General features: G+C 70.3%; 24 protein-coding genes and 1 riboswitch. Of the genes, 15 read left to right on the top strand and 9 right to left on the bottom strand.

Annotated features, from left to right (window positions below; translation table 11 throughout):
• Nucleotides 1-132: 132 nt before the first annotated feature.
• Nucleotides 133-666 (bottom strand): carboxymuconolactone decarboxylase family protein, encoded by a 534-nt coding sequence (locus HYN04_RS02380; protein WP_162599512.1) that lies wholly within the window; start codon nt 664-666, stop codon nt 133-135.
• A gap of 106 nt (nt 667-772) precedes the next feature.
• Between HYN04_RS02380 and HYN04_RS02385 the strand changes: the two genes are divergently transcribed.
• The 6 genes from HYN04_RS02385 (at nt 773) to HYN04_RS02410 (ending at nt 6,619) form a co-directional block, all read left to right on the top strand.
• Entirely contained in the window at nt 773-1,597 is an 825-nt protein-coding gene (locus tag HYN04_RS02385; RefSeq protein ID WP_110449278.1) for an ABC transporter permease, read from the top strand.
• 154 nt (nt 1,598-1,751) lie between these two features.
• Nucleotides 1,752-2,915 carry an aspartate aminotransferase family protein gene (locus HYN04_RS02390; RefSeq protein WP_110451258.1) on the top strand — a complete coding sequence of 388 codons (1,164 nt, stop codon included), beginning with the start codon at nt 1,752-1,754 and terminating at the stop codon, nt 2,913-2,915.
• 7 nt (nt 2,916-2,922) lie between these two features.
• Nucleotides 2,923-3,879, top strand: coding sequence for an ornithine carbamoyltransferase (argF, locus tag HYN04_RS02395; RefSeq protein WP_110449279.1), 957 nt, complete (start codon nt 2,923-2,925; stop codon nt 3,877-3,879).
• Complete coding sequence (locus HYN04_RS02400) at nt 3,876-4,799, top strand: Hsp33 family molecular chaperone (RefSeq protein WP_110449280.1); 924 nt, start codon at nt 3,876-3,878, stop codon at nt 4,797-4,799. The genes argF and HYN04_RS02400 overlap by 4 nt, the downstream gene beginning before the upstream one ends.
• A gap of 69 nt (nt 4,800-4,868) precedes the next feature.
• On the top strand, nt 4,869-5,849 hold the full coding sequence (locus HYN04_RS02405) for an NAD(P)H-dependent flavin oxidoreductase (protein ID WP_110449281.1): 981 nt from the start codon (nt 4,869-4,871) through the stop codon (nt 5,847-5,849).
• Nucleotides 5,846-6,619 (top strand): SDR family NAD(P)-dependent oxidoreductase, encoded by a 774-nt coding sequence (locus tag HYN04_RS02410; protein ID WP_110449282.1) that lies wholly within the window; start codon nt 5,846-5,848, stop codon nt 6,617-6,619. The genes HYN04_RS02405 and HYN04_RS02410 overlap by 4 nt, the downstream gene beginning before the upstream one ends.
• A gap of 203 nt (nt 6,620-6,822) precedes the next feature.
• Here the strand turns inward: HYN04_RS02410 and HYN04_RS02415 are convergent, their stop codons facing one another.
• A complete protein-coding gene (locus HYN04_RS02415) occupies nt 6,823-8,085 on the bottom strand; it encodes a DUF418 domain-containing protein (RefSeq protein ID WP_110449283.1) in 1,263 nt (420 codons plus the stop codon).
• Nucleotides 8,086-8,159: 74 nt separating this feature from the next.
• On the bottom strand, nt 8,160-8,753 hold the full coding sequence (locus tag HYN04_RS02420) for a YbjN domain-containing protein (protein WP_110449284.1): 594 nt from the start codon (nt 8,751-8,753) through the stop codon (nt 8,160-8,162).
• A 41-nt stretch (nt 8,754-8,794) separates the two neighbouring features.
• Between HYN04_RS02420 and HYN04_RS02425 the strand changes: the two genes are divergently transcribed.
• Nucleotides 8,795-9,718 carry an SPFH domain-containing protein gene (locus HYN04_RS02425; protein ID WP_110449285.1) on the top strand — a complete coding sequence of 308 codons (924 nt, stop codon included), beginning with the start codon at nt 8,795-8,797 and terminating at the stop codon, nt 9,716-9,718.
• A gap of 1 nt (nt 9,719) precedes the next feature.
• A complete protein-coding gene (locus HYN04_RS02430) occupies nt 9,720-10,181 on the top strand; it encodes an NfeD family protein (RefSeq protein WP_110449286.1) in 462 nt (153 codons plus the stop codon).
• On the opposite strand, the gene HYN04_RS02435 is transcribed toward HYN04_RS02430, so the two are convergent.
• From HYN04_RS02435 to ispH, 4 genes are all read right to left on the bottom strand, one after another.
• Complete coding sequence (locus tag HYN04_RS02435) at nt 10,135-10,635, bottom strand: MarR family winged helix-turn-helix transcriptional regulator (protein ID WP_110449287.1); 501 nt, start codon at nt 10,633-10,635, stop codon at nt 10,135-10,137. The two genes, HYN04_RS02430 and HYN04_RS02435, sit on opposite strands and share 47 nt — an antisense overlap.
• Before the next feature lie 51 nt (nt 10,636-10,686).
• Entirely contained in the window at nt 10,687-11,133 is a 447-nt protein-coding gene (gene rnhA, locus HYN04_RS02440; protein ID WP_110449288.1) for a ribonuclease HI, read from the bottom strand.
• Nucleotides 11,130-12,095 carry a homoserine kinase gene (gene thrB / locus HYN04_RS02445; RefSeq protein ID WP_110451259.1) on the bottom strand — a complete coding sequence of 322 codons (966 nt, stop codon included), beginning with the start codon at nt 12,093-12,095 and terminating at the stop codon, nt 11,130-11,132. The genes rnhA and thrB overlap by 4 nt, the downstream gene beginning before the upstream one ends.
• Before the next feature lie 99 nt (nt 12,096-12,194).
• A complete protein-coding gene (gene ispH / locus HYN04_RS02450) occupies nt 12,195-13,154 on the bottom strand; it encodes a 4-hydroxy-3-methylbut-2-enyl diphosphate reductase (RefSeq protein WP_110449289.1) in 960 nt (319 codons plus the stop codon).
• A gap of 103 nt (nt 13,155-13,257) precedes the next feature.
• Between ispH and HYN04_RS02455 the strand changes: the two genes are divergently transcribed.
• The 7 genes from HYN04_RS02455 (at nt 13,258) to HYN04_RS02485 (ending at nt 21,214) form a co-directional block, all read left to right on the top strand.
• On the top strand, nt 13,258-13,944 hold the full coding sequence (locus HYN04_RS02455) for a Tat pathway signal sequence domain protein (RefSeq protein ID WP_110449290.1): 687 nt from the start codon (nt 13,258-13,260) through the stop codon (nt 13,942-13,944).
• Nucleotides 13,941-15,740 carry an arginine--tRNA ligase gene (locus HYN04_RS02460; RefSeq protein WP_110449291.1) on the top strand — a complete coding sequence of 600 codons (1,800 nt, stop codon included), beginning with the start codon at nt 13,941-13,943 and terminating at the stop codon, nt 15,738-15,740. The genes HYN04_RS02455 and HYN04_RS02460 overlap by 4 nt, the downstream gene beginning before the upstream one ends.
• 87 nt (nt 15,741-15,827) lie before the next feature.
• Nucleotides 15,828-15,916: riboswitch (glycine riboswitch) on the top strand.
• Nucleotides 15,917-16,082: 166 nt separating this feature from the next.
• Entirely contained in the window at nt 16,083-17,198 is a 1,116-nt protein-coding gene (gcvT, locus tag HYN04_RS02465; protein ID WP_110449292.1) for a glycine cleavage system aminomethyltransferase GcvT, read from the top strand.
• Nucleotides 17,199-17,211: 13 nt separating this feature from the next.
• A complete protein-coding gene (gene gcvH / locus HYN04_RS02470) occupies nt 17,212-17,577 on the top strand; it encodes a glycine cleavage system protein GcvH (RefSeq protein ID WP_110451260.1) in 366 nt (121 codons plus the stop codon).
• A 3-nt stretch (nt 17,578-17,580) separates the two neighbouring features.
• Nucleotides 17,581-18,924: an aminomethyl-transferring glycine dehydrogenase subunit GcvPA gene (gcvPA, locus tag HYN04_RS02475; RefSeq protein WP_110449293.1), complete on the top strand. Its 1,344-nt coding sequence runs from the start codon at nt 17,581-17,583 to the stop codon at nt 18,922-18,924.
• Nucleotides 18,924-20,507 (top strand): aminomethyl-transferring glycine dehydrogenase subunit GcvPB, encoded by a 1,584-nt coding sequence (gene gcvPB, locus HYN04_RS02480; protein WP_110449294.1) that lies wholly within the window; start codon nt 18,924-18,926, stop codon nt 20,505-20,507. The genes gcvPA and gcvPB overlap by 1 nt, the downstream gene beginning before the upstream one ends.
• A gap of 293 nt (nt 20,508-20,800) precedes the next feature.
• Complete coding sequence (locus tag HYN04_RS02485) at nt 20,801-21,214, top strand: hypothetical protein (RefSeq protein ID WP_110449295.1); 414 nt, start codon at nt 20,801-20,803, stop codon at nt 21,212-21,214.
• Nucleotides 21,215-21,422: 208 nt separating this feature from the next.
• Here the strand turns inward: HYN04_RS02485 and HYN04_RS02490 are convergent, their stop codons facing one another.
• The gene (locus HYN04_RS02490; protein WP_110449296.1) at nt 21,423-21,935 is read right to left on the bottom strand and encodes a F0F1 ATP synthase subunit B; all 513 of its coding nucleotides are present in this window, start codon (nt 21,933-21,935) and stop codon (nt 21,423-21,425) included.
• Nucleotides 21,935-22,516, bottom strand: a complete 582-nt coding sequence (locus HYN04_RS02495) for a F0F1 ATP synthase subunit B family protein (protein ID WP_110449297.1) — start codon at nt 22,514-22,516, stop codon at nt 21,935-21,937. Before HYN04_RS02495 ends, HYN04_RS02490 begins: the two co-directional genes overlap by 1 nt.
• Nucleotides 22,517-22,566: the final 50 nt, after the last annotated feature.

The raw sequence follows: 22,566 nt of genomic DNA on the forward strand, positions 1-22,566 counted from the left end.
GCCGGGATCAATATGTTGTGCCGGAGCTTACGCCCAACCCTGTCCGGCCACCACATATCGTAACGGAAGCAGATCAGACCACAATCGGCGCCATGAAGTCCATCCACAGGAACTATATATGGATCGGGACTGTCAGATCGGGCAGGCGGCGACCTCGAGCTGGAGCAGGGCCAGGACCCGGCCGAAGCCGATGTACTGGCCGGCCATCATGGACAACTCCAGGAACTCCTGGTCGGTGAACAGGCGGCGCATGTTGGCGACGTCGTCATCGGAGATGTTGTGGTGGTCCACGGCCATCTTCTCGGCGAAGTGGATGGCGGCGCGCTCCCGGGCGCTGAAGCCGGACTCGTCGACCCGGTCCACCCCCGAGGCGGCCTCTTCCTCGCTGACCACCTCGGGCGCCATGCGCACGGTCTTGCAGAGGACGCAGCCATTCAGGGTGGCGATGCGCAGGCGGATCAGTTCCTTCAGTCGGGGCGGCAGGACGCCCGCGCCGCCGGTATGCCAGGGGTGGTAGAAGCCCTGGTAGGCCTGGACCAGGTCCTCGGCCGGGGCGAAGGCGCGGGCGAAGTGGCGGCCGAGCCAGTTTTCCTCGGGCGTCGCATCGTGGATGGCCTTCATGTAGGGCGGCAGGGCCTCGGGTTCGGTGAGGGGCAGGCGGGACATGGGCGGGACCTCCGGGTTTGCGCCCTTCAGGCTAGACCGCTGAGGCCGCCGCGCAAGTCTGACGAGACCGCTTGCCTCTCGCCGCGCGCAGGCGCAAACCAAGCCCATGAGCGATGCCGTCCTTCCCTCCGCGCCGCCGACGCCTCCCGAGCCCCGGGCTTACCGGGGCGTCAACTGGGCCGGGTTCCGCACCCTCTACCGCCGCGAGGTCATGCGGTTCTGGAAGGTCGGCATGCAGACCCTGGCTGCGCCGGTGGTCACCTCCCTGCTCTACATGATGGTTTTCGTCGTGGCCGCCCATGGCGCCCGTCCGCCGGTGCACGGATATGATTACGGCGCCTTTGTGGCCCCCGGCTTGGTCATGATGGCCATCCTGAACAACGCCTTCGCCAACTCGTCGTCGTCCCTGCTCCAGGCCAAGATGAACGGCCTGATCGGCGACTTCCTGACCCCGCCCCTGAGCCCGGTCGAGCATGTGGCTGCCTTCGGCCTGGGCGCGGCGACCCGCGGGGTCATGGTCGGCGCGGTGACGGCCGCCGTGATCGCGCCCTTCTCGCATCTCCCCATCAGCCACCCCTGGGCCATCCTCTACTTTGGACTGGGGGCGGCCCTCATCCTGGGCCTGCTGGGGATCATGGGCGGCCTCTGGAGCGAGAAGTTCGACAACATGGCGGTGGTGACCAACTTCATCATCATGCCCATGACCTTCCTGTCGGGCACCTTCTACCTGGTCGAGCGCCTGCCGGAGCCCTTCCGGACCCTCAGCCACTACAACCCGTTCTTCTACCTGATCGACGGGTTCCGGTACGGCTTCCTGGGCTATGCCGAGGGCTCGGTCCTGGCCGGGGCTGTGATGACGGCGGGCCTGGTGGTGGCCCTTGCAAGCGTCTGTCTCTGGATGTTCGACACCGGCTACAAGATCAAGAGTTGAGCCCGCAAACATTGACATTTCCGCCCTCCCGGCGGAGAAGTCGGCCCCTTCCGGTCCCCGTCGCCCCGCGGCGGGGACGTTACGTTTTGGAGGGTTCCCGATCGTGACCCAGAAGACGCAGCCCGAGGGCCTCAACGTTCCCGCCGACCACTTGATGGGTGTGTACAGCCGCACGCCCCTGGCGTTCGAGCGAGGCGAGGGCGTGCGTCTCTACACCACGGACGGTGAAGCCTACCTGGACGCCCTGGCGGGCATCGCCGTGAACGCCCTGGGCCACTCGCACCCCAAGCTCATCGCCGCCCTCAAGGCCCAGGCCGACAAGCTCTGGCACGTGTCCAACATCTTCACGATCCCGGAGCAGGTGAAGCTGGCCTCGGCCCTGACCGACAAGACCTTCGCCGACGTGGTCTTCTTCACCAACTCGGGGACCGAGGCCATCGAGTGCGCGATCAAGGCGGCCCGCAAGTTCCACTGGGCCCGCGGCCAGGAAGAGCGGATCGACATCATTGGCTTCGATGGCTCCTTCCACGGCCGCACGCTTGCGGCGGTGAACGCCTCGGGTAACGCCAGCTACCTCGAGGGCTTCGGACCCCGGATGCCTGGCTTCGTCCAGCTGAAGTTCGGTGACCACGAGGCCCTGAAGTCCGCGATCGCCTCGCCAACAACGGCGGCGGTCATCCTCGAGCCTGTCCAGGGCGAGGGCGGAGCCCGGGCGGTTCCTGACTCCTGCCTGCGCGAGCTGCGCGCCCTTTGCGACCAGCATGGGGTCCTTCTGATCCTCGACGAGGTCCAGTGCGGCTTTTCGCGGACTGGCAAGCTGTTCGCCCATGAGTGGGCCGGGATCGAGCCCGACATCATGGCCGTGGCCAAGGCCCTGGGCGGCGGTTTCCCGATCGGGGCCTGCCTGGCCACAGCCCGCGCCGCCTCGGGCATGACCCCCGGATCCCATGGCTCGACCTACGGAGGCAACCCCCTGGCCATGGCCGTGGGCCTGGCGGCGGTGGAGGAGCTGGCCTCGCCCGCCCTGCTCGACCATGTGGCCGAGGTCTCCGGCTACTTCACCCAGCAGCTGGAGGGGCTGAAGGCGCGCAATCCGGACGTGATCGAGGAAATCCGCGGCCGGGGCCTGCTGATCGGCCTGAAGCTGAAGACCCCTAACCGCGAGTTCATGCAGCACGCCCGGGACGAGAAGCTGCTGATCGCCGGCGGCGGCGACAACTGCGTGCGCCTCCTTCCGCCCCTGGTCATCTCGGTCGACGAGGTGCGCGAGGTGGTGGAGAAGCTCGACCGGGCCTGCGCCCGCGCCCGCGGGGCCTGAGGCGGCCATGTCTTCCCGCGAAGGCGACGCGACCCCGCCCGTGCGTCATTTCCTGGACCTCTGGTCCCTGGAGGCGACGACCCTGCGCCGTATCCTCGACGACGCCGCGGCCCGCAAGGCCGCGCGCGCCGGCTGGACCCAGGGCCGGGTCGACGCCGACGCCCCGGGCCGCGAGCGCACCCTGGCCATGATCTTCGAGAAGAACTCCACCCGGACGCGGTTCTCCTTTGATGCGGCCATGCGCCAGCTCGGCGGCGACGTGATCATCTCTACGGCCTCGGACATGCAGCTGGGCCGGGGCGAGACCATCGCCGACACCGCGCGGGTGCTGTCGCGCATGGTCGACGCCGTCATGTTGCGGTCGAACCGCCACACCGACCTGGAGGACCTGGCGGCCAACTGCGCCGTTCCGGTGATCAACGGCCTGTCGGACACCGGCCATCCCTGTCAGATCCTGGCGGACCTGATGACCTTCGAGGCCCATCGCGGCCCTGTGAGGGGAAAGACCCTGGCCTGGGTGGGCGACGGCAACAATGTCTGCGCCAGCTTCATCCACGCCGCGCCCCTGCTGGGCTATCGGCTGAACATCGCCTGCCCAGAGGGTTATTCGCCGGACCCGACGGACCTGGCCCGGGCCGCCGCCCTCCAGGGAGAGGTGTCGGTCACCCGCGACCCGCGCGAGGCCGTCGCCGGCGCCGACTGCGTCATCACCGACACCTGGGTCTCCATGGGCGATACCGACAAGGCCGAGCGCATGGCGGCCCTGGCGCCCTTCCAGGTCGATGAGGTCCTGATGGACCTGGCGCACCGGGACTCCGTCTTCCTGCACTGCCTGCCGGCCCACCGGGAGGAAGAGGTCACCTCGGCGGTGATCGACGGCCCGCGTTCGCGGATCTGGGAGGAGGCCGAGAACCGGATCCATGCCCAGAAGTCGATCCTGGCCTGGTGCTTCGGGGCGATATGAGTCGCCCGGTTTCCCTGGAGGCGGTCGATGACGACCGGGTCTTCCCCTTCCAGATCGAGGGCGAGGCCGTGCGCGGGCGGCTGGTCCGCCTGGGTCCGGCGGTGGACGAGATCCTGTCGGCCCACGCCTATCCGGACCCGGTCGCCAACCTCTTGGGCGAGACCTGCGCCCTGGCGGCCCTGGTGGGCTCCAACCTCAAGTTCGAGGGCCGGCTGATCGTCCAGGCCCAGGGGAATGGCCCCGTCCGCTACGTGGTCTGCGACTATGACACGGCCGGGTCGCTGCGGGGCTATTGCCGCTTCGACCCCGACGAGATCGCCGCCCTGGCCGCCGGCTTCCAGCGTCCGGGCGCGCGCACCCTGCTGGGCGACGGCCTCTTCATGATGACCGTGGACCAGGGCCCGGACATGGACCGCTACCAGGGCGTGACGGCCATCGAGGGCGAGACCCTGGCCCTCTGCGCCGAGCAGTACTTCGCCCAGTCGGAGCAGACCCCCACCCGCATCCGGCTGGCGGTGGGCCAGGCGGATTCCGGCGACGGCCCCCGCTGGCGCGCCGGCGGGGTGCTGATCCAGAACATCGCCGGGGATGACGCGCGCGGCTCCACCGAGGAGCCCTGGCGACGGACCGAGGCCCTGTTCGAGACCCTGGGCGAGGACGAGCTGATCGACCCCCTCCTGCCGGCCGGCGAGCTCCTGTTCCGGCTGTTCCACGAGGACGGCGTGCGGGTCTTCGAGCCCCAGCCCCTGAAGGCCGCCTGCCGCTGCTCGCAGGCGCGGATCCTGGGCCTCCTGGCCTCGTTCAGCGCCGAGGAGCGGGCGGACATGGTCGAGGCCGACGGCCGCATCCGGGTGTCCTGCGAATTCTGCTCCCGCGTCTACGAGGCCCTGCCGTCGGATCTGGACGGCCAAGGGGGCTGACGCCGGGGCGCCGGTTCCCACCCGCCGGTTTCGGCGCCATGCTGCCCTCCAACGACACGGGAGGACGCCATGACCCTGCACACCAAGCTCTGTGACCTTCTGGGGGTGAAGCACCCCGTCATGCTGGCCGGCATGGGCGGGGTCTCCTACGCCGAGCTCGCCGCGGCGGTGACCAATGCGGGGGGCTACGGCGTCCTCGGCATGGCCGGCCAGGGTCCGGACTTCATCCGCGAGCAGATGCACCGGGTGCGCACCCTCACCGACGGCCCCTTCGGCGTCGACCTGCTGGCGGCCTCGCCGGAAAGCCTGACCGCCGCCGTGGACGTGATCATCGAGGAGGGCGCCTCGTCCTTCGTCGCCGGCCTGGGCGTACCCATGCCGATCATGGAGAAGCTCAAGAAGGCGGGCCTGAAGGTCATGGTGGTTTGCGGGGCCGTGAAGCACGCCGTCAAGGCCGAGCAGGCGGGCTGCGACGCGGTGATCTGCCAGGGCGGCGAGGGCGGCGGGCACACCGGCCTGGTCGGCGGCCTGCCCCTCATCGCCCAGGCGGTGGAAGCGGTGAAGATTCCCGTGGTCGGCGCCGGCGGCATCTACGACGGCCGAGGCCTGGCCGCCGTGCTGGGACTGGGCGCGGTGGGGGTCTGGGTCGGCACCCGCTTCATCGCCTCGCCGGAGGCCCATGCGGGCGACCTCTACCGCCAGACGATCGTGGAGGCGTCGGACGAGGATTCCATCCGCACGCGCTGCTACTCAGGCAAGCCCATGCGGGTGCGCAAGAACCCCTATGTCGATGACTGGGAGAGCCGTCCGTCCGATATCCAGCCCTTCCCGATGCAGGCCATGCTCTCCAGCCAGGCCGGCGTGATGGGCGGCATCGGCGGCCAGATCGAGGGCCTGGATCCTGACCGGTCCTGCTTCGCCATGGGCCAGTCGGCCGGCGGGGTGCATGAGGTCCTGCCCGCAGCAGAGATCGTCGCGCAGATGGTCTCGGGTGCAGAGGCGGCGATCGACCGGATGACGGCCCTGCGGGCTGCGGGGGTGAAGGCGTGAGCGGCCGGCTGGAACGACGCGTCGCCTTGGTCACCGGCGGGGGTTCGGGCATCGGGGCGGCGACCTGCCGCGCCCTCGCGAAGGAAGGCGCCATGGTGGCGGTCACCGACCTGTCGCCCGAGGCGGCCCTGTCCGTCGCCGACGCCATCCAGGCCGCGGGCGGCCAGGCCAAGGCCTTCACCCACGACGTCACCTCTCCCGAGGACTGGGAGCGGGTGGTCGGCGAGGTGGACGCCGCCTTCGGGCGGCTCGACATCCTGGTCAACAACGCCGGCATGACCACCGTGGGCAACGAGCTGATGAGCCACAGCCTCGAGAACTGGCGAAGGACCCTGGCGGTCAACCTGGACGGGGTGTTTTACGGCCACCGCTACGCCGGACCCCTGATCCTGAAGGGCGGTCGCGGCGGCTCGGTGATCAACATCTCGTCCATCATGGGCAAGATCGCCACCCCCGGGGCGGCGGCCTACTGCGCCTCGAAGGGGGCGGTGCTCATGCTGACCAAGGCCGCCGCCCTGGAGTGGGCGCCCTTGGGAATCCGGGTGAACTCGGTCCACCCCGGGTATGTGGAGACGCCCCTCGTCCACAACATCCTGCGCGAGGTGGAAGACGGCAACGCCGTCCGCGAGACCCTGGTCCAGCAGCACGCCCTGGGCCGGCTGGCCGAACCCGCCGAGATCGCCAACGCCATCGTCTTCCTGGCCTCGGACGAGTCCAGCTTCATGACCGGCTCGGAGATGGTCGTGGATGGGGGATACACCGCGCGCTAGGCCGTTGACCCCCTCACCCGGCTTCGCCGGGAGCTCCCCCTTGGGGGAGCAATTGGCGCTGTCATTCCTCCCCATCAGGGGGAGGTGGACCGCGAATGCGGGCCGGAGGGGGTCAGCGGCGACGTGGATTGACCCCCTCACCGACCTTCGGTCGGCGCTCCCCCTCGGGGGAGCAATTGCGCTTGGGTGTTTCTCCGCGCAGCTTAGGCCGCCCTGCGGAAGGGCTGCCGTTTCCACTGGACCAGGGAGCGCCAGGCCCACTCGAAGGGGCCGTAGCGGAAGTGGGCCAGCCAGGGGCGGCTCCACAGGAGCATCAGGGCCCAGACGCCAGCCACCACCCAGAGCAGTTGGAACCGTGACAGGTGGCCGAACAGGCCCAGGCCGTAGCCGCAGAAGACCAGGCTCGTGATCACCGAGGTCATGAGGTAGTTGGTGAAGGCCATCCGCCCAGCCGCCTCCAGGCGCGAGACGAGGCCCCGCAGGACGCCCGCGCGGACAATCAGCAGCAGGACCGAGGCGTGGGCCAGGGCGATGAACGGCCGGGTGAGTGACTGCCAGACCAACAGTTCGTGGGTCCGGAGAGGCTCGAAGCCGGACTGGTGGATCAGCCAGGCCAGCATGGCTGTGAAGGGCGCGGCGCAGGCGTATCCGAAGAGGATCAGGATCAGGTAGGACCGGGTCGGCCAGCCGAGGGAGAAGAAGCCCATCCGGAACAGGCCCATGCCGATGAGCATCTGGCCCACCGCCTCCGGACCCGCGTCGAAGGGGATCGCCACCTGGAGCGCGAGGGCCACCGGGGCCCTTGCCTGCAGGGCCTCCAGGAACCCGCCCCGGAACAGGGCGGTCGCCTGCTCGGCGAACCCGGGCGGCGCAATGAAGCCCTGCGAGGCCTGGGCCCAGGCCTCGCGGATCGCCGGTCCGGCCCCGGGGGCCAGGGCCGCTGCCTGGAGCGCCTTCAGCTGTCCGGCGTCGGACATGTGCCAGGCGAACAGGGCGGCGAGCACGGCTCCGCCCAGGCCGATCAGCAGGCGCGCGTCGAGCCTGCGGAAGGGAAAGACCAGGGCCCCGGCCAGGGCGTAGGTGACCAGGATGTCGCCCAGGAAGAAGAAGTAGGCATGGATCATGCCGATCACGAACATCCAGAACAGCCGTCGGTAATGGGTCTGGACGGGCCCGAGGCCACCCCCGGCTTCCGCCCGGCCGGCGATCAGGACCGCCGAGGCCCCGAACAGCATGGTGAAGAGGGCGCGCATCTTGCCGTCGGTGAAGACGTTGTTGACCGCCCAGGTCCAGAGGTCGGCGCCGCTGGTCCCTCCGCCGTACACGGGATTGAGGTAGGCGTAGGCGGGCAGGGCCATGGCGACGATGTTCATGAGCAGGATGCCGAGGACGGCCATCCCCCGCACCACGTCGATCGACAGGATCCGGTCGCCGGACCCTTCAACGGTCCTCTCTGCAGGGGGCATGACCTCTTCCCTTCTTCCCGGGAAGCAGGCTCTGTCGCGCTGACTTCGCTGTCAATTCCCAGCTTTGTGAGGGCTCAGCCCTGCGGGCGTGACAGGAATCCGATCGGGTCCTGGATGAATTCGCCGAAGCCGGTCAGGCAGCCCTGCCAGACGCCGACATGCTCGCGCACCTCGTCGCGAGTCATGCGGCCGTTGAGGAGCGCCGCATACATCACGCTGGGCTCCCCCGACGGCGTCATGATCCCCCGACAGGTCAACTGGCTGCGGTTGTAGTCGTTGATCTGCGCCAGGTTCACGCCCTTGCGGGAAAAGGCGCTGAACAGGGCGATGGCCTTGCAGGCCGTGAAGGCCTCGTCGCAGCCGACCATCTGGGCCCCGAAGCCTCCGCCCGGCGTCGTGACCTTCATGAAGATCTGCCCCTGGTCCTTGCGGAGGATCTCAGCCTTGGCCTCCATGGCCCCGAGGACGGCGATGACGTCCGCCGGGCGGCGGGCGTCGAAGGCCGGGGCCTTGGCGGGTGCGGGCTTGGCCGTTGCCGCCTCTGCAGAGACGGGGGAAAGGGCGCACGCCGCCAGGGCCAGCGCCAGAACCCCCGTCGAGGCCGCACATGAACGGAACTTCCCGAACACGCTGTGGTGATCGGAGCCCTGCGCCAGTTCCCTTGTCATTCCCGGATCCCTAGATTCAATCGTGCCAAACGGAGGATGCCATGGCTGCCCTGCTTACGGTCGGACTTCTTGTTATTCTCGCCCTCGTGGTCGTCCTGTCGACCATCAAGATCGTGCCCCAGGGCCGGGAGTTCACGGTAGAGCGCTTCGGCCGCTACATGCGAACCCTCAAGCCGGGCATCAACATCCTGACTCCCTTCGTGGAGACGATTGGCGCCAAGATCAACATGATGGAGCAGGTCCTGGACGTGCCCCGCCAGGAGGTGATCACCAAGGACAATGTCACCGTCCAGGTCGACGCCATCGTCTTCATCCAGGTCATGGACGCCGCCTCTGCGGCCTACCGGGTGACCAACCTCGACTACGCCATCACCCAGCTTTCCATGACCAACCTGCGCACGGTGGTGGGGAACATGGAACTGGACGAGGTGCTGAGCCAGCGCGACCAGATCAACTCCCGGCTCCTGGCCGTCATCGACGAGGCCACCAGTCCCTGGGGCGTGAAGGTGGCGCGGATCGAGATCAAGGACCTGCTGCCGCCGCCGGACATCTCCAACGCCATGGCGCGCCAGATGAAGGCCGAGCGCGAGCGCCGGGCGGTGATCACCGAGGCGGACGGCGAGAAGCAGGCGGCGATCGCCCGGGCCGAGGGCGCCAAGCAGGCGGCCATCCTCGAGGCTGAGGGGCGGCGCGAGGCCGCCTTCCGGGACGCCGAGGCCCGGGAGCGCTCCGCCAGCGCCGAGGCCGAGGCGACGCGCATGGTCTCCGAGGCGATCTCGACGGGCGACGTCAACGCCATCAACTACTTCATCGCCCAGCGCTACGTGGACGCCTTCGCCAAGCTGGCCGAGAGCCCGCAACAGAAGACGGTGATCGTGCCCGCCGAAATGTCCGCCATGATTGGATCCCTCGCCGGGGTCTCGGAACTCGTCAACGGCGCCCGCGGCGGCGCCCGGGAGGGCTGACATGGGCGGCGTGATCGAACTCCTCGCCGCTCAGCCCTTCTGGTTCTGGGCGGGCCTGGCCGTGGCGCTCCTCGCCATCGAGGCGGGTACGGGCACGGGCTGGCTGCTCTGGCCCTCCGCCTCCGCGGGGGCCGTGGCCCTGCTCGCCTTCGTGCTGGATCCCGGCTGGACCGGGCAGGCGGCCTTCTTCGCCGTCCTGACCCTGGTCACGACCTTTGGCGCCCGCCGCTACTTCCCCCGGGGCGGAGCCGCGGCGTCCGGGGACATCAATGACACCTCCACCCGCCTGGTCGGCCAGGCGGCCCGGAGCGTGGAGGCCTTCCATCATGGCGAGGGACGGGTTTCCCTGGACGGCAAGGAATGGGCCGCACACCTGGAGGGCGGCGGCGCACTGGCCGCGGACGCCGAGGTGGAGGTCACGGGCGTCCGGGGTTCGATCCTCGAGGTCCGCCGCCGGCGCTGAGGGCCTCGAGGCTCAGGCGGAGATCGCGCAGGAAGGCAAGGCCGTCCCGCAGATAGTTGTCATTCAAATCAGTTTTCAGCCGGTCGGTTCCGGGGCGGAGGGCTGCGGCGGCGCTACGGGCCCGGTCGGCGCCCTCCGGGGTCATGAAGACCTGCTTGCGCCGCCCATCGCGGTCGTCCCCGACGATCCGGATCCATCCCAGGGCTTCCAGGCGCTGGAGCAGGTGCGTCACCGCACCCCGGGTCATTCGCAGCCTGTCGGCGATCTCCGCCGGAGACGCGCCGTCGCCAAAGCGCAGGAAATCCCGAAGGACTTCAAACTGTGTGTAGGACATGGGCTCAGGCAGCCTGGCCTCCACCGCCCGTCGAAGGGCGTCCTCGGCGGCTCCGAGTTCGTACAGGACCTCCAGGTGGGGGGGATCCGCAGACCGGGTCCGGATCGTCGCCGCGGGCATCTGGCCTCCAATGGTTGCATCGACAACTATCGGGTGCGCTGTGGTGCGTCGTCAAGCGTCGAAGGGCCCCTCGGTGAGTCCTCGCCGCGCGAGGGCGTCGGCGCGCTCGTTCAGTTCATGGCCGTTGTGGCCCTTGACCCAGCGCCACTGCACCTCATGCCTCTGTCGGGCCTCGTCCAGGCGGCGCCAGAGGTCCTCGTTCTTCACGGGCTTGCGGTCGGCGGTCTTCCAGCCCCTGGCCTTCCAGTTCCGCACCCATTCGGTGATGCCGGTCCTGAGGTACTGGCTGTCGGTGTGCAGTTCGATCCGGCAGGGCCGTTTCAGCGCCTCGAGGGCGCGGATCGCCGCCATCAGCTCCATCCGGTTGTTGGTGGTCGCCGGATCGCCGCCGAAGAGTTCCCGCTCATGGTCGCCCCAGAGGAGGACGGCCCCCCATCCCCCCGGCCCGGGATTCCCCGAGCAGGCGCCGTCCGTGTAGATCACGACGTCAGGGGTCATGCCGCGGGGCCGAAGAGCAGAAGGTCGGCGGATTCCCGGTGGACGGCGAGCTTGCGTTCGTACTCGAGGGGCGACTTCGGGCGCACCAGGGCGCCTTCGGGTACCGGCCCCCAGTCCGCCAGCCGTGTCAGGAAGAAGCGCATCGCCGCACCCCGGGCCAGGATGGGCAGGGCGGCGCGCTCGGCGGCGCTGAGGGGCCTGCGGGACTCGTAGCCGGCCACCAGGGCCCGGGCGCTGGTGACGTTGAAGCTGCCGTCCGCCTCAAAGCACCAGGCGTTGAGCGCGACGGCGATGTCGTAGGCCAACAGGTCGTTGCAGGCGAAGTAGAAGTCGATGGCGCCGGCGAAGGCCTCGCCCCGGAAGAAGACGTTGTCAGGGAAGAAGTCGGCGTGGATCACGCCTTCGGGCAGGCCGGAGGGCCAGGCGGCGTCGAGGGCGTCGAGGTCGGCCCGGATCGTGGCGGCGAGGCCGGGCTTCAGGGCCTCCGCCGCCGCCTCGAGGGGCGTGAAGAAGGGCCGCCAGGCCGCATGGCCCAGGGTGTTCTCGCGCGTCAGGGCGAAACCCTCCGCCGCCAGGTGCAGCCAGGCCAGGCCCGCGCCGGCTTCCCGACAGTGGGCGGCGTTGGGCCGGCGGACCGACAGGCCGGGCAGGAAGGTGACGATGGCCGCCGGCTTGCCCCGAACGACCTTCAGGGTCCGTCCCTGGCGGTCGGCGACAGGCGCCGCCCCGGGGAATCCGCGGGCGGCCAGCCAGGTCAGGAGGTCGAGGAAAAAGGGCAGGTCGTCGGCCCGGACCCGCTTTTCGTAGATGGTCAGGATGAACCGGCCAGTCTCGGTCTCGAGGAGGAAGTTCGAGTTCTCGACCCCTTCGGCCACCCCCTTCAGGGACAGGGGCGCGCCAATGTCGAAGTCGGCGAGCAGGGTCGCCAGTTCCTCGTCGGTGATGTCGGTGTAGACGGCCATGCGCCCGGATTGGGCGAGCCGCGAGGCCGGGTCAAGCCAGTTCGTCGAGGCGCCGGAAGCCGGAAATCCCAAGACCCGCTGGGTTCCCGGCGGATCGCTTCAAGCCAGCAGGGCCCGGGGCAGCTTGAAGCTGACGGTCTCGCGGGCGGCGCCGACCTCCTCGACGGTGACGGCGAAGGCGCTGGAGAGTTTGCGGATCACGCCCTGGACGAGGTCTTCGGGCGCCGAGGCGCCTGCGGTGACGCCCACGGTCCGGGCGCCTGCCAGCCAGGCAAGGTCCAGGTCGTCGGCATCGTCGATCAGGAAGGCCTTCGGGGCGCCGGCCCGGAGCCCCACCTCCACCAGCCGGACGGAATTGGAGGAGTTGGCCGAGCCGATCACCAGCAGCACGTCGCACTCGCCGGCGATGGATTTCACCGCCTCCTGGCGGTTGGTGGTCGCGTAGCAGATGTCGTCCCGGTGCGGCGCAGCCATGTCCGGGAATCGCGCTTTCAGCGCCTCGACGATCTCGGCCGTGTCATCCACCGACAGGGTGGTCTGGGTAACGTACGCCACGCCGCCGGCGCCTCCAGGGACGAAGGCCCGGGCGTCCTCAAGGGTCTCGATCAGCACGACCGCCCCCTCGGGCAACTGGCCCATGGTCCCGACCACCTCGGGATGGCCTGCGTGACCGATGAGAAGGACCTGGCGGCCGGCGGCGTAATGGCGAGCGGCCTCGACGTGCACCTTGGAGACGAGGGGGCAGGTGGCGTCCAGGAAGGTCATGCCCCTCGCCTTGGCGCCATCCGTGACCGAGCGCGGGCTGCCGTGGGCGGAGAACACCACCGGCCGGTCATCCGGGCATTCCTCGAGGGTCTCGACAAAAACGGCGCCCATGTCCCTGAGGCGGGAGACGACGTGGCGGTTATGGACGATCTCGTGGCGCACATAGACCGGCGCCCCGAAGCGCTCGAGGGTCGCCTCCACCACCTGGATGGCGCGGTCGACGCCCGCACAGAAGCCCCGCGGGGCGGCCAGTCGGACGGTCAGGACGGCGGGGGCGGCGGGGTCTGCGCTCATGACCTCTATCTAGGGTCTGACCGGCCGCGTTGCAGCCGTAATCTTTGTTCAGTATCAGAGGGCCTCGCCGCGCCTTCCGCGCGACGCCTGCCCGGACGACCCGATGCGCAAGAGCTCCCTGATCGCCGCCTTCCTCCTGGCCTGCGCCTTCGCCGTGCCGGCGACCGACGCCCTGGCCCAGTCCCGCCGGAATCCGGATGAGGAGCAGGCTGAAGCGGCGGCCCGCAAGCGCAAGCGCGACGCCGAGTTCGGCGACAACCAGGCGCCCCTGCCGCAGCTTCGCAACGCTGGGCCCTGTCCCTTCGTAAAGGTGCTCTACGACGCCGGCCGCTATGTCGAGTTCACCGGGGGGCGCGAGGCCTCGGCCGAGGTGGCCTGGTCGGGCGAGATCCAGAAGATTTCCGCCGGGTGCGAGTACCAGGACGACCAGCCCATCGCCGTGGCCATGGACGTCCTGTTCGCCGTCGGGAAGGGGCCCAAGGCCAGCGGCAACAGCAAGACCTATCGCTACTGGGTGGCCGTCACCCAGCGCAACCGCCTGGTCATCGACAAGGTCTACTTTGACCTGCCGGTCCGGTTCGAGCCTGGCCAGGACCGCCTTTACGCCATCGAGCGGATCGACGGGATCGTCATCCCCCGGGCGACCCTGACGACCTCCGGCTCCAACTTCGAGATCCTGGTCGGCTTCGACGTCACGCCGGCGATGGCCGAGTTCAACCGCCAGGGTAAGCGGTTCCGCCTCGACGCGGGCGCCCAGACCGCCGCCTCGGGAAGCCGGACCCCGAAATGATCGGACTGAGGGGCGCGATCGACCATCGCCTCGCCGAGGCGTTCCGGGCGCTTGACCTGCCGCCTGAACTGGCGCGTGCGACGCCGTCGGACCGCCCGGACCTGGCGGATTTCCAGTGCAATGGCGCCCTCGCCGCCGCCAAGCGGGTAGGACGCAATCCCCGGGAGATCGCGGCGGGAGTCGCTGAGGCCCTGGCCGCCGCCCCGGAGTTCGCCGGCGTGGAGATCGCGGGCCCCGGCTTCATCAACCTGCGCCTGTCTGACGCCGCCCTGTCCGCCCGCGCTGGCGAAATCGCCTCGGAGCCCCGGGTGGGCGCCCAGACCGTAGAGACGCCCCGGCGTGTGCTCATCGACTACGGCGGCCCCAATGTGGCCAAGCCGATGCACGTGGGCCACCTGCGCTCGTCCATCATCGGGGAATCCCTGAAGCGTCTCTACCGGTTCCGTGGCGACGAGACGGTGGGCGACGCCCACTTCGGCGACTGGGGCTACCAGATGGGCCTGTTGATCGGCGCGGCCATGGACGCCGACCCCTGGATCCGCGCCCTGGTGGAGGACCTCAACGCCGCCGGGACCGAGCTCTCGCCCGCAGCCGAGGCCGCCGCCTTCGCCGGCCTGGAGGCGCGCATCAGCCTCGCTGACCTCGACCGGATGTACCCGGAGGCCGCTGCCCTCGGGAAGACTGATGAGGCCTACCGCAACCGGGCCCGGCGGCTGACCGCCGAGCTCCAGTCCCGCCGGCCCGGCGCCCTGCTGCTCTGGCGGCACTTCGCCCGGGTGACCCAGGTCGCCCTGGCCCGGGACTTCCACGCCCTCGGCGTGGACTTCGACCTGTGGAAGGGCGAGAGCGACGCCGATCCCCTGATCCCGGAGATGGTCGCCGACCTGGAGGCCCGCGGCCTGCTGGAGGACGACCAGGGCGCGCGAATCGTCCGCGTGGGCCGCCAGGGGGACAAGCGGGACCTGCCGCCCCTGCTGGTGGTGTCCTCCGAGGGCTCGGCCATGTACGGGACGACGGACCTCGCCACCATCCTGGACCGCCGCCGGACCTTCGATCCGGAGCAGGTCCTCTATGTCGTCGACCAGCGCCAGGCCGACCATTTCGAGGTGGTCTTCCGGGCCGCCGTCCTGGCTGGCTACGCCGCCGAGGGCCAGCTGGAGCACATCGGCTTCGGCACCATGAACGGGACGGACGGCAAGCCCTTCAAGACCCGCGAGGGCGGGGTGCTGAAGCTGAACGACCTGATTGAGATGACCCGCGACCGGGCGCGCGACCGCCTGCGCGAGGCGGGCCTGGGCGCCGAGCTGGCTCCCGAAGCCTTCGAGGCGACGGCGCACCAGGTAGCCGTGGCGGCCCTGAAGTTCGCCGACCTGTCGAACTTCCGCGGAACTTCCTACGTCTTCGACCTCGACCGGTTCACCAGCTTCGAGGGCAAGACCGGCCCCTACCTCCTCTACCAGGCGGTGCGCATCAAGTCGGTCCTGCGGCGGGCGGCGGAGCAGGGGCTGCAACCCGGCGACATCCGCATCGAGGACCCGTCTGAGCGCGAACTGGCCCTGCTGCTCGACGCCTTCGACGACGCCCTTTCCGAGGCCTACGAGCGCCGGGCGCCGAACTTGGTCGCCGACCATGCCTACCGGCTGGCCCAGGCCTTCTCGCGCTTCTACGCGGCCTGTCCGATCCTCCCGGCCGAGGGGGAGGTGCGGGCCTCCCGCCTGGCCCTTGCCGGAGTGATCCTGCGGCAGCTGGAGCTCTGCCTGGATCTGCTCGGACTTTCGGCGCCCGAGCGCATGTAGCGCGCGCCAGAGGCCCCCTGCCTGTGGACAAGCCGCGGGGCGGGCGGCGACTCATTGACTCCCCTGGGGCCATCGCGCAGGGTCCGCTCGACTCTCGCGGGAGAGACCGGGTTCGCCCCGGAGCCGAAGGCGCAACCGCCCCGGAAACGCTCAGGCAAAAGGACCGCGAAGGCGAAGGAACGCTGGAAAGCAGCGCCGGGTCCGTCCCGTCGCTCGCCGAAGGAGCAAGGCCTGCCGGAGACCCTCCGGGACGGCTGAAATCTCTCAGGCGCCAAGGACAGCGGGGGCGAAGCGCATCGGCGGGTCCGGTGCGTGGTCGTCTTGTCGTCGCCGGGAGTCCTCATGAGCGAACCCGAACTCAAGCGCACGCCCTTGCATGGCGCCCACCTGTCTGCAGGCGCGCGCATGGCGGGCTTCGCCGGCTACGACATGCCCATCCAGTACCCCGACGGGGTCATGAAGGAGCACGCCTGGACGCGGACCTCCGCGGGCCTGTTCGACGTCTCGCACATGGGCCAGGCGCGGCTGTCCGGCGAGGGCTGGGCGGCGGCCTTTGAGGCCGTGACCCCCGGGGACTTCGCCGCCCTCAAGCCGGGGCGGCAGAAGTACTCCGTCCTGCTGAACAGCGAGGGCGGGATCCTCGATGACCTCATGGCCGCCCGTCCGGATGGCGAGGGCCTGTTCATCGTCGTCAACGGCGCCTGCAAGGATGAGGATTTCCGGTTCCTGGAGGCGCGCCTGCCCGCCGGGGTCCGCCTGACCCGCCTGGAGGACCGCGCCCTGCTCGCCTTGCAGGGGCCGAAGGCGGCGGCCGTGCTGGCGGCGCATGTCCCCGGCTGTGTGGACATGGCCTTCATGGACAGCGCGGCCATGACCGGTTTCGGCGGCGTAGACCTGATTGTCTCGCGGTCGGGCTACACCGGCGAGGACGGCTTCGAGATCTCCCTGCCGGCCGCCGAGGCCGCCCGGGCCTGGGACCTGCTGCTGGCCGACGACCGGGTCCGGCCCATCGGCCTGGGCGCACGGGACTCCCTGCGGCTCGAGGCGGGGCTTCCCCTCTATGGCCACGACGTAGATCCCTCGGTCAGCCCGGTGGAGGCTGACCTGTCCTTCGCCATCTCACCCTCGCGCCGGCGGCGCGGCGACTTCCCCGGTGCAGCGCGCATCCTGGGCGAGCTTTCCGGTGCGCCGTCCCGCGTGCGCATCGCCATGAAGGTGCTGGAAGGCGCCCCCGCCCGGGAAGGCGCCGTGATCGTCGACGCCGGCGGCTCAGAGGTTGGCGTCGTCACCTCCGGCGGCTTCTCGCCCACCCTGGGCCATCCCATCGCCATCGGCTTCGCCCCGCCCGCCCTCTGCGCCCCGGGCCAGAGGCTGGGCGTGGTGGTCCGCGGCCGCACCTGGCCGGTCGAGACCCTCGCCCTGCCCTTCGTCCCCCACCGCTATGTCCGCCGGCCCTGAAAGGACCTTTCCCATGCGCTTCACCAAGGACCATGAATGGGTCGCCCTGGACGGCGACGTCGCCACCATCGGCATCACCGCCTACGCCGCCGAGCAGTTGGGCGACGTGGTCTATGTCGAGACGCCGGAGCCCGGCCGCGCCCTGAAGGCCGGCGAAGGCATGGCGGTGGTCGAGAGCGTCAAGGCCGCCTCGGACGTCTACGCCCCCCTATCGGGCGAGGTGGTCGAGGCCAACGCCGACCTCGCCGGCGCGCCGGAGACGGTGAACGCCGAGCCTGAATCCGGCGGATGGTTTGCGCGGGTGCGCGTCGCCGACCGCGCCGAGTACGACGCCCTTATGGACCGCGACGCCTACGACGCCTTCCTGGAGACCCTCTGAGCCATGCGTTACCTGCCGCTGGACGAGGCGGACCGCCGCCACATGCTGGGTGTGATCGGCGCCCCCGACGTCGACGCCCTCTTTGCCGACGTTCCTGCGCCGGCCCGCCTCTCCGCCCCGGTCGACCTGCCCCGGCACGCCGGGGAGATCGAGGTCGAGCGCGAGCTCGCGGGCCTGGCGGCCCTGAACCGTCCTGCGGGGGCGGGACCCTTCTTCTGTGGGGCGGGCGCCTATCGGCACCATGTGCCGGCGACGGTGGACCACATCATCCAGCGGTCCGAGTTCCTGACCAGCTACACGCCCTACCAGCCCGAGATCGCCCAGGGCACCCTGCAGGTGCTGTTCGAGTTCCAGACCCAGGTCGCCGCCCTGACCGGCATGGAGGTGGCCAACGCCTCGCTCTACGACGGCTCCACGGCCTGCGCCGAGGCGGTGATGATGTCCCGGCGGGTCACCCGCCGGCGCAAGGCCGTGCTGTCGGGCGGCCTCCACCCCCACTATGCCGCGGTCACCCACACCATCGCCACGGCGGAGGGCATGGAGATCGCCCGCCGGCCGGCCGCCGTCGACGCCGAGGCGGACGTCCTGGCCGCCATCGATTCGGACACCGCCTGCGTGGTGGTCCAGACCCCCAACGTCTTCGGGACGGTGACGGACGTCACCGCCATCGCCGCGGCCGCCCACGCCGCCGGCGCCCTCCTGGTGGTGGTGACCACCGAGGCCGTGGCCCTGGGTCTCCTGAAGTCCCCGGGGGAGATGGGCGCCGACATCGCCGTGGCCGAGGGCCAGTCCCTGGGCGTCGGCCTGAACTTCGGCGGCCCCTATGTCGGCCTCTTCGCCTGCCGCGAGAAATTCGTCCGCCAGATGCCGGGCCGGCTCTGCGGCGAGACCGTGGACGCCGAGGGCCGACGGGGCTTTGTCCTGACCCTCTCGACCCGCGAGCAGCACATCCGCCGCGAGAAGGCGACCTCGAACATCTGCACCAACTCCGGGCTCTGCGCCCTGGCCTTCTCCATCCACATGACACTGCTGGGCGGAACCGGCCTGCGGCGCCTGGCCGAAGTCAACCACGGCCGCGCCCGGACCCTGGCCGGGGCCCTGGCCGGCGTGCCTGGCCTGGAGGTCCTGACGCCCCGCTTCTTCAACGAGGTCGCCGTGAGGGTTCCCGGCTCGGCCGCCGCCCTGGTGGAGGACCTGGCCGGGGAGGGGATCCTCGCCGGCGTGCCCTTCTCCCGCCTCGACCCCTCGGCGGGCCAGGACGATGTCCTGCTGCTCGCCGCCACTGAAACCACCTCGGCCGCCGACATCGACGCCCTGGTCGCCGCCCTGTCCCGGAGGATTCGCTGATGAGCCTCAATTCCGTCGGACGTCCCACCCGCCCCGCTACAGACGCCTCCGTCGCCGGGTTCGCCTCCCTGACCGGCGGGCGCGGCCTGTTGCAGGACGAGGCCCTGATCTTCGAGCGCGAGTCACGGAACGGGACCGGGGTGGACCTGCCTGCGCCTGACGCCGGCGCCGAGGACCTCGCGGGCCTGGTCCGCGCCGCGCCCCTCAGCCTTCCGGGCCTCTCCGAGCCCGAAACGGTCCGCCACTATGTCCGCCTGAGCCAGAAGAACCACGCCATCGACCTGGCCCTCTATCCGCTGGGCTCGTGCACCATGAAGCACAACCCCCGGCTGAACGAGAAGCTGGCCCGGCTGCCCGGCTTCGCAGACCTGCATCCCCTGGCCCCGGTCTCGGCGGTCCAAGGCGCCCTAGGCCTGATGGACCGGCTGTCCCACTGGCTGAAGACCCTGACCGGCATGCCCGCGGTGGCCCTGTCGCCCAAGGCGGGCGCGCATGGCGAGCTCTGCGGCCTGTTGGCCATCCGGGCGGCCCACGCCGCCGCCGGCCAGGTCCAGCGACGCCTGGTCCTGACCCCCACCTCCGCCCACGGCACCAACCCCGCCACGGCGGCCTTCGTCGGATACGAGGTGGTGGAGATCGGCCAGACGGCGGACGGTCGGGTCGACCTGGCCGATCTTGCCGCCAAGCTGAGCGATGAGGTGGCGGCCATCATGGTCACCAACCCCAACACCTGCGGCCTGTTCGAGCGGGACATCCTGGAGATCTCCCGCCTGACCCATGCGGCGGGCGCCTACTTCTACTGCGACGGGGCCAACTTCAACGCCATCGTCGGCCGGGTCCGCCCCGGCGACCTGGGCGTCGACGCCATGCACATCAACCTGCACAAGACCTTCTCCACTCCCCACGGCGGCGGCGGGCCAGGCTCCGGCCCGGTGGTCCTGTCGGCGGCCCTGGCGCCCTTCGCCCCGACCCCCTGGGTGGTCCATGGCCCCGAGGGGTTCCGACTGCTCGAGGAGGCGGGGGACGAAGCGGTCCAGGCCTTTGGCCGGATGACCGCCTTCCACGGCCAGATGGGCATGTATGTCCGCGCCTACGCCTACATGCTCAGCCACGGCGCCGACGGCCTGCGGCAGGCGGCCGAGGATGCGGTGCTGAACGCCAACTACATCAAGGCCCGGCTCTCCGGCGTGATGAGCGCGGCCTTCCCGGACGGGCCCTGCATGCATGAGGCCCTGTTCGACGACCGTTGGCTGGAGGGGACCGGGATCACCACCCTCGACTTCGCCAAGGCCATGATCGACGAGGGCTTCCACCCCATGACCATGTACTTCCCGCTGGTGGTGCACGGAGCCATGCTCATCGAGCCGACGGAGTCGGAGTCCCGCGCTGAGCTCGACCGCTTCTGCGACGCCCTCCTGGCCCTAGCCGGGGCGGCCCTCTCGGGGGATGTGGAGCGCTTCACGGCTGCGCCGCGCCTCGCGCCCCTGCGCCGGCTGGACGAGACCCTGGCCGCCCGCAAGCCGCGGCTGACCTGGCGTGCGCCCGAGCCGGGTGTGGCGCCGGCGCCGCTCGCCGCGGAATAGCAGCGGCGAGGCTCCGGGCCGCCCGCGGGTGCCTTTACGCGCCCCGGGCGCGACCCCATACGCTGTTGAAGTCCCCGGAGGGAGTGGTCCTCCGCGGGGTGTGATTTGGGGTCAGGCGACCGTGGAGCGTTCATCTCCGAACCCGCGCCTGCAGCGCGAGGGCGTCCAGCCGCTTCGGCCTGGGCTGGCCGTGTGGCGCAGGCGCCATTTTCCTGTCGCCCCTACACCCCATATCTCGTCTTACACGGAGACCCGGAGCCCTTCGGCCGTCTCGTCACAGCGGAACTGAGGACGTGTCCGAGGCCCCCAGGAAGAGATCGTCGGTCTATCGCGAGGCGGACGCCTTCGCGCGCGCCTTCCTCTCGGGCCTGGCGCGCACGGGCCTCACCGTAGGGGGGCTGATCCTGGTGGTCGCCGGGGTGGTCATCGCCCCGCTCCCCGGCCCCCTGGGCCTACCTGTGACGGTCATCGGCCTGATGATGGTCCTGAGGGGATCCTTCCGGGCCAAGCGGCAGTTCGTACGCTTCCAGAACCGGCATCCCAAGTTTGTCCGGCCCCTACGCCGGCTGCTCCGTCGGGACCCGGAAATCATCCCCTTCGCCTGGCAGCAGATGCTGCGGGTCGAGCGCCTGGTCCTGCCCAAGCGCTTCCGGTTCCTCGTCAGGACGCGAAAGAAGATGAAGGGCAAGCGGCGGACGCCGGACTAGGACCGCCCCCCGCCGATCCGGCGAAGCCGGGCGCCGGGCTTCATCAACGGCCCAGCAGACCCCCTATGTCACGCTACGCGCGCCACCTCCTCCTTGGGGGAGTAACTACCGGGGCCCTTTCTCCCCCGAGGAGGAGGTCCCGGCGGAGTCGGGCGAGGGGGTCAACGGCGTTTCAGGGCGTGGGAGCAACCCCTGCCCCCCGGCGGCGTCAGGCCAGCTTTTCGGCGATCAGCGGGATGGCGCGGTCGACCAGCGGGTCCGACTTGGCGCCCGAGAGGCGGTCCGCCAGGACCTGCTCGGCCATGCGGGCGGCGAAGTCGACGGCGGCGGCGCGAACCTCCGCCTCCGCCTGGGCTTCGGCGTTGGCGATCTTGCGCTCGGCCAGCTGCTGCCTGCGGGCGAGGGACTCTTCCAGCCGGGCCTTGGCGTCGGCCTCGTAGGCCCGGGCCTGTTCCTCGGCGGCGGCCAGCATATCACGGACCTGCTTCTCGGCCTCGGCGCGCTCGGCCTTCAGCTCGGCCAGCAGCCGCTCGGCCTCGGCGCGGATACGGGCGGCCTCGTCCAGGTCGTTCTGGATGGCGTCCCGCTTGGCGTCGAGTTGGCCAGCGACCATATGCGGCGCCTTGGCCACGAAGACGACGATGCCGAGGAAGATCAGTAGGCCGACAGCGATCCAGAACTCAGGCTTCGAAGGGTCGAAGGAGATGTGGAACGGGTTCATCAGGCGGCTCCCTTGGCGGCGGCGCGCAGGTCAGCGGCGGAAGCCGCAGTCCCCGTGAGGCGTTCCACCATGGCCCCGGCGGTCTCGACGGCGATGTCGCCGACATTGGCCATGGCCGAATCCCGGAGGCCCCTGATGCGGGTTTCGGCGGTCGCGAGTTGGTCGGCGATCCGGGCGTCCGCTTCCGCCTGGCGGGCGGCGAACTCAGCATTCGCCTTCGCCTTGGCCTCGGCGGCGACGGACCGGGCGCGAGCCCGGGCCTGTTCGATCTCGGACCGGGCCGCCGCCGCCTGGGCGTCGGCCTCGTCCTGGACCCGGCGGGCCTCGGCCACCGCAGAGGCGATGGTCTCAGCCCGGGTGTCCTGGACCCGGCGAAGGCGCGGGATGAAGACCCGGGCCATCAGGAAATAGAGGACGGAGAAGATCAGCAGGAGCCAGACGATCTGGCCGCCCCAGTACTGGAAATCGAATTGGGGCAGCCCACCGCCGCCGCCGTGTTCGGCGGGCGCGGTTCCGGCGTGCGCACCTTCCAGGGCCGCAGGCGCGGCGCCAGGGGCGAGTGGGGTCTCTTCGGCGGCCATCTGGCTACGACGTCCTCAGAATGCGGATACGCCGACAGGCCCTCGGGCCG

The sequence above is a fragment of the Phenylobacterium parvum genome, assembly GCF_003150835.1.
In the GTDB taxonomy this organism is placed as follows: Bacteria; Pseudomonadota; Alphaproteobacteria; order Caulobacterales; family Caulobacteraceae; genus Phenylobacterium; species Phenylobacterium parvum.

Excerpts from the sequence above, each read along its gene's own strand:
- HYN04_RS02380 (WP_162599512.1), bottom strand. The coding sequence starts at position 666 with ATGTCCCGCCTGCCCCTCACCGAACCCGAGGCCCTGCCGCCCTACATG.
- HYN04_RS02385 (WP_110449278.1), top strand. The coding sequence starts at position 773 with ATGAGCGATGCCGTCCTTCCCTCCGCGCCGCCGACGCCTCCCGAGCCC.
- HYN04_RS02390 (WP_110451258.1), top strand. The coding sequence starts at position 1,752 with ATGGGTGTGTACAGCCGCACGCCCCTGGCGTTCGAGCGAGGCGAGGGC.
- argF (WP_110449279.1), top strand. The coding sequence starts at position 2,923 with ATGTCTTCCCGCGAAGGCGACGCGACCCCGCCCGTGCGTCATTTCCTG.
- HYN04_RS02400 (WP_110449280.1), top strand. The coding sequence starts at position 3,876 with ATGAGTCGCCCGGTTTCCCTGGAGGCGGTCGATGACGACCGGGTCTTC.
- HYN04_RS02405 (WP_110449281.1), top strand. The coding sequence starts at position 4,869 with ATGACCCTGCACACCAAGCTCTGTGACCTTCTGGGGGTGAAGCACCCC.
- HYN04_RS02415 (WP_110449283.1), bottom strand. The coding sequence starts at position 8,085 with ATGCCCCCTGCAGAGAGGACCGTTGAAGGGTCCGGCGACCGGATCCTG.
- HYN04_RS02420 (WP_110449284.1), bottom strand. The coding sequence starts at position 8,753 with ATGACAAGGGAACTGGCGCAGGGCTCCGATCACCACAGCGTGTTCGGG.
- HYN04_RS02425 (WP_110449285.1), top strand. The coding sequence starts at position 8,795 with ATGGCTGCCCTGCTTACGGTCGGACTTCTTGTTATTCTCGCCCTCGTG.
- HYN04_RS02430 (WP_110449286.1), top strand. The coding sequence starts at position 9,720 with ATGGGCGGCGTGATCGAACTCCTCGCCGCTCAGCCCTTCTGGTTCTGG.
- HYN04_RS02435 (WP_110449287.1), bottom strand. The coding sequence starts at position 10,635 with ATGCCCGCGGCGACGATCCGGACCCGGTCTGCGGATCCCCCCCACCTG.
- rnhA (WP_110449288.1), bottom strand. The coding sequence starts at position 11,133 with ATGACCCCTGACGTCGTGATCTACACGGACGGCGCCTGCTCGGGGAAT.
- thrB (WP_110451259.1), bottom strand. The coding sequence starts at position 12,095 with ATGGCCGTCTACACCGACATCACCGACGAGGAACTGGCGACCCTGCTC.
- ispH (WP_110449289.1), bottom strand. The coding sequence starts at position 13,154 with ATGAGCGCAGACCCCGCCGCCCCCGCCGTCCTGACCGTCCGACTGGCC.
- HYN04_RS02455 (WP_110449290.1), top strand. The coding sequence starts at position 13,258 with ATGCGCAAGAGCTCCCTGATCGCCGCCTTCCTCCTGGCCTGCGCCTTC.
- HYN04_RS02460 (WP_110449291.1), top strand. The coding sequence starts at position 13,941 with ATGATCGGACTGAGGGGCGCGATCGACCATCGCCTCGCCGAGGCGTTC.
- gcvT (WP_110449292.1), top strand. The coding sequence starts at position 16,083 with ATGAGCGAACCCGAACTCAAGCGCACGCCCTTGCATGGCGCCCACCTG.
- gcvH (WP_110451260.1), top strand. The coding sequence starts at position 17,212 with ATGCGCTTCACCAAGGACCATGAATGGGTCGCCCTGGACGGCGACGTC.
- gcvPA (WP_110449293.1), top strand. The coding sequence starts at position 17,581 with ATGCGTTACCTGCCGCTGGACGAGGCGGACCGCCGCCACATGCTGGGT.
- gcvPB (WP_110449294.1), top strand. The coding sequence starts at position 18,924 with ATGAGCCTCAATTCCGTCGGACGTCCCACCCGCCCCGCTACAGACGCC.
- HYN04_RS02490 (WP_110449296.1), bottom strand. The coding sequence starts at position 21,935 with ATGAACCCGTTCCACATCTCCTTCGACCCTTCGAAGCCTGAGTTCTGG.
- HYN04_RS02495 (WP_110449297.1), bottom strand. The coding sequence starts at position 22,516 with ATGGCCGCCGAAGAGACCCCACTCGCCCCTGGCGCCGCGCCTGCGGCC.